Below are 3534 nucleotides of genomic sequence, written 5' to 3' on the forward strand. Positions count from 1 at the left end.
CGAACCAAGGGGGTGCCGGCCAGTTGCGTTTCAAGGAGCGGTCAGCAGGGCGGGTACAGGCGACGCGTCCCCGAGCCGGCGGCCCAGGCTGCCGGGTCGCTGAACCGGCAGCCGAAGTCCGGCGCCGCCACCGCCTTCCGATCGGTGACCGCGTCGCCGGCCGGGCGCTGGCCGGTGCGTACCCAGGAAACCAGGTCGTCCCAGGCGGCGCCGGCCTCGGCCGGGCTGAACTCGCAGTGCTGCGCGGCCCGGACCGCCCGCTGCACGACCAGCCGGCTGCGGCCGTGCCACGCCGTGTCGCGGGCGTACGCCTGCTCCATGCTGAACGGCACGAAGAGGTCGCCGAGGTCGTGCAGGCTGAGCACCGGCACCGTCGGCCGGCCGCTGATCCGCGGCACCTCGGTCAGGGTCGGGGACAGCCGCTGCCGCAGGTTCTCCGGGGCGACCCGCTGCACCGTGGCGTTGACGTTCACCGGGCTGTTCGGGGAGTAGCGGGTCAGCAGGTTGGTGGCGAGCTGGCCGGGCCGCTGGGCGGGGGAGTCGCCACCGTCGGTGGTGGTGATGCTGAACAGGAAGTCCTTCCACACCGCGAAGGCGGCGTCGGCGCCGGGCCGCGGGCCGCCGGACCGCTCGACGGTGATGGCCCGCAGTTGCTTGCCGATGTCGTTCGTGGTGTCCGGGCCGCCCGGCTTCAGCCCGGCCAGCCCGAGCGCCACCTGGATCCGTGGGACGGCGTTGGTCAGGTAGTCGTCGGGCGTCGGGTACGCGGGCACCCCGGCGAGGGCCTGCGCGACGAGGTTGTAGTCGAGGAAGAAGTCGAACAGCTCGTGGTCGCCGAGCACCCCGCACATCGGCAGCGCACCGTCGTAGTAGCCGGGGTACTGCTCCAGCGAGCGGCCGATGATGTGCCCGCCCATGGAGACGCCCGCGATGTACACCCGATTCGGCCGTTTCACCGTGTCGGCGAAGAAGTCGGCCAGCGCCCGGGTGCCGAGCACGCCGGAGCGGATGTCGTAGCCGTTGCGGTCGTACGAGGACGATGCCCAGGCGTACCCCTGCGCCAGCAGCCGCTGCCGCAGGTTGTAGCCCGGCGGCTCGGGGGAGAGCACGGTGCCCTGGCCGCGGTAGCCGTGCGCCCACATCACGAGCTCGCCGTTCCACCGGGCGGGGGTCTCGATCACGTAGCCGGCGTGCTCGTGCACGCCCTGCCGGACGGTGGTGGCGGCGCCGTCGACGACCAGCGGCGCGAGCGGCGGGTTGCTGATGGTGTAGCCGGGCAGCGGCTGGCTGCCGTCGTCGGCCGCGAGGGCGGGCGCGGCGCCGGCGAGGCCGACCGTGAGGGTGAGGGCCGCGCCGGCGGCGAACAGCCGGCGCAGGAGGCGGGTGGATGAGGTCAGCATCGTTGCTCCCCCGGGGACGGGTGCCGCCCCGGGACGGGGGCGGCCAGGCGGGACGGATGCCTACCGGCCGGTAGCGCCCTGAACCTAAGCTCGGCCTCGACACCTGTCAATCGTTGACTGACCGAACGGTCAGCCAGGTCCGCCCGGTCCGCCCACAGGGGCCGCTCACACCAGACCGTGCGCCAGCATCGCCTCCGCGACCCGCCGGAACCCGTTGATGTTCGCGCCGGCCACGTAGTCGCCCGGCAGGCCGTACTCCTCGGCGGTGGCCCAGCAGCGGGCGTGGATGTCCCGCATCGTCTCGCGCAGCCGCTGCTCCGACTGGGCGAACGTCCACGAGTCACGGCTGGCGTTCTGCTGCATCTCCAGCGCGCTCACCGCCACCCCGCCGGCGTTGGCCGCCTTGCCGGGCGCGAACCGCACTCCGGCCCGGCCCAGGATCCGCACCGCCTCCGGCGTGGTGGGCATGTTCGCCCCCTCGACCACCGCGATGCAGCCGCCGGCCACCAGCGCCGCGGCCTCCGCGCCGCCGATCTCGTTCTGCGTCGCACAGGGCAGCGCGAGATCGCAGGGCACCTCCCAGACGGTACGACCGGAGACCGCCACGGCGTGCGGCACGTGCCGCACGTAGTCGTCGAGGCGGGCCCGGCGTTCCTCCTTCAGCTCACGCAGCAGGGCCAGGTCGATGCCCTTCTCGTCGAGCACGTACCCGTCCGAGTCGGAGCAGGCCACGACCGTGCCGCCGAGCTGGTGCACCTTCTCGATCGCGTAGATGGCCACGTTGCCGGAGCCGGAGACCACCACCCGCTTGCCGTCCAGGCTGTCACCGGTCTGCTTCAGCATCTCCTCGGCGAAGAACACCGCCCCGTAGCCGGTCGCCTCCCGCCGCACCTGCGCGCCCCCGTACGCCAGCCCCTTGCCGGTCAGCACACCCGACTCGTACCGGTTGGTAATCCGCTTGTACTGGCCGAACAGGTAACCGATCTCCCGGCCACCCACCCCGATGTCCCCGGCCGGCACGTCGGTCTGCGCGCCGATGTGCCGGTACAGCTCGGTCATGAAGCTCTGGCAGAACCGCATCACCTCCCGGTCCGAGCGGCCCTTCGGATCGAAGTCCGCGCCACCCTTCCCGCCGCCGATCGGCAGGCCGGTCAGCGCGTTCTTGAAGATCTGCTCGAAGCCGAGGAACTTCACGATCCCCAGGTAGACCGACGGGTGGAAGCGCAGTCCGCCCTTGAACGGGCCCAGCGCGCTGTTGAACTCCACCCGGAAACCGCGGTTCACCCGGACCCGGCCGTGGTCGTCCTCCCACGGCACCCGGAAGATGACCTGCCGCTCCGGCTCGCAGATCCGCTGGATGACGCAGGCGTGCGCGTACTCGGGGTGACGGGCCAGGGCCGGCCCGATGCTCTCCAGCACCTCCCGGACCGCCTGGTGGAACTCGGGCTCACCCGGGTTCCGCTTGACCACGTTCGCGAACACCGTCTCGACGGTCTCCGGCATCACGGACACGCCCCTTCCGGTCCCGGTGCCGGCCTCGTCGCCGCACCGCCCCCGGGTACGGATCGTCACCGCCGTCCGGTTCACTGGTCGGATGGACGAGTTGATCTGGGAGACGGCCCGGGACGCCCGTGCCTGGCTGGACGCGGCCAACGGCACCGGGGACGCCGAGCTGACCGTCCGCCTGCTCAAGCTCACCGAGGAGGCGGGGGAGGCGGCCGCCGCGTGGATCGGGGTGCTCGGCCAGAACCCCCGCAAGGGTGTCACGCACACCCGCGGGGACGTGGCCGCCGAACTGGCGGATGTCGCGTTCACCGCCCTGGTGGCGATCGAGAGCCTCGGCCTGGACGCCCGGGCCGTGGTGTCGGCCTGCGCCGAGAAGGCCCGCACCCGCCTGGCCTGAATCCGGTCGGCTGCGTGGGATGTCCGTTTCGGGGGTGGTCGGCGGCACTCTGGCGGCGGAATGGCGGGCGGGTCGGGGTCGTTGTATCCCCGTGAACGACCGAGGAGGACGCCCGCCGACGCGGGTGTCCCGGGCCCGGAATGATGGTGGGCCGCCGGTCGTTGTACATGGTCCCGGCGCGACGAAGAGGCCCTGCCCCGCACGCCGGATGATCCCCCCAAGACTTTCCCC

At 72.5% G+C, this 3534-nt stretch carries 3 protein-coding genes; 1 reads left to right on the plus strand and 2 read right to left on the minus strand.

Going from position 1 to position 3534, the window contains the following annotated elements; all coding sequences use genetic code 11:
* Positions 1-41 precede the first annotated feature (41 nt).
* Complete coding sequence (locus FXF50_RS29000; protein ID WP_148432106.1) at positions 42-1400, minus strand: S9 family peptidase; 1359 nt, start codon at positions 1398-1400, stop codon at positions 42-44.
* Between the two features lie 165 nt (positions 1401-1565).
* The gene (gdhA, locus tag FXF50_RS29005) at positions 1566-2903 is read right to left on the minus strand and encodes an NADP-specific glutamate dehydrogenase (protein WP_148432108.1); all 1338 of its coding nucleotides are present in this window, start codon (positions 2901-2903) and stop codon (positions 1566-1568) included.
* A gap of 91 nt (positions 2904-2994) precedes the next feature.
* On the opposite strand from gdhA, the gene FXF50_RS29010 reads away from it, so the two are divergent.
* On the plus strand, positions 2995-3303 hold the full coding sequence (locus FXF50_RS29010) for a hypothetical protein (RefSeq protein ID WP_148432107.1): 309 nt from the start codon (positions 2995-2997) through the stop codon (positions 3301-3303).
* The last annotated feature ends 231 nt before the right edge of the window (positions 3304-3534 follow it).

It is taken from the genome of Micromonospora sp. AP08 (genome assembly GCF_008085935.1).
Classification (GTDB): Bacteria; Actinomycetota; Actinomycetes; order Mycobacteriales; family Micromonosporaceae; genus Micromonospora; species Micromonospora chersina.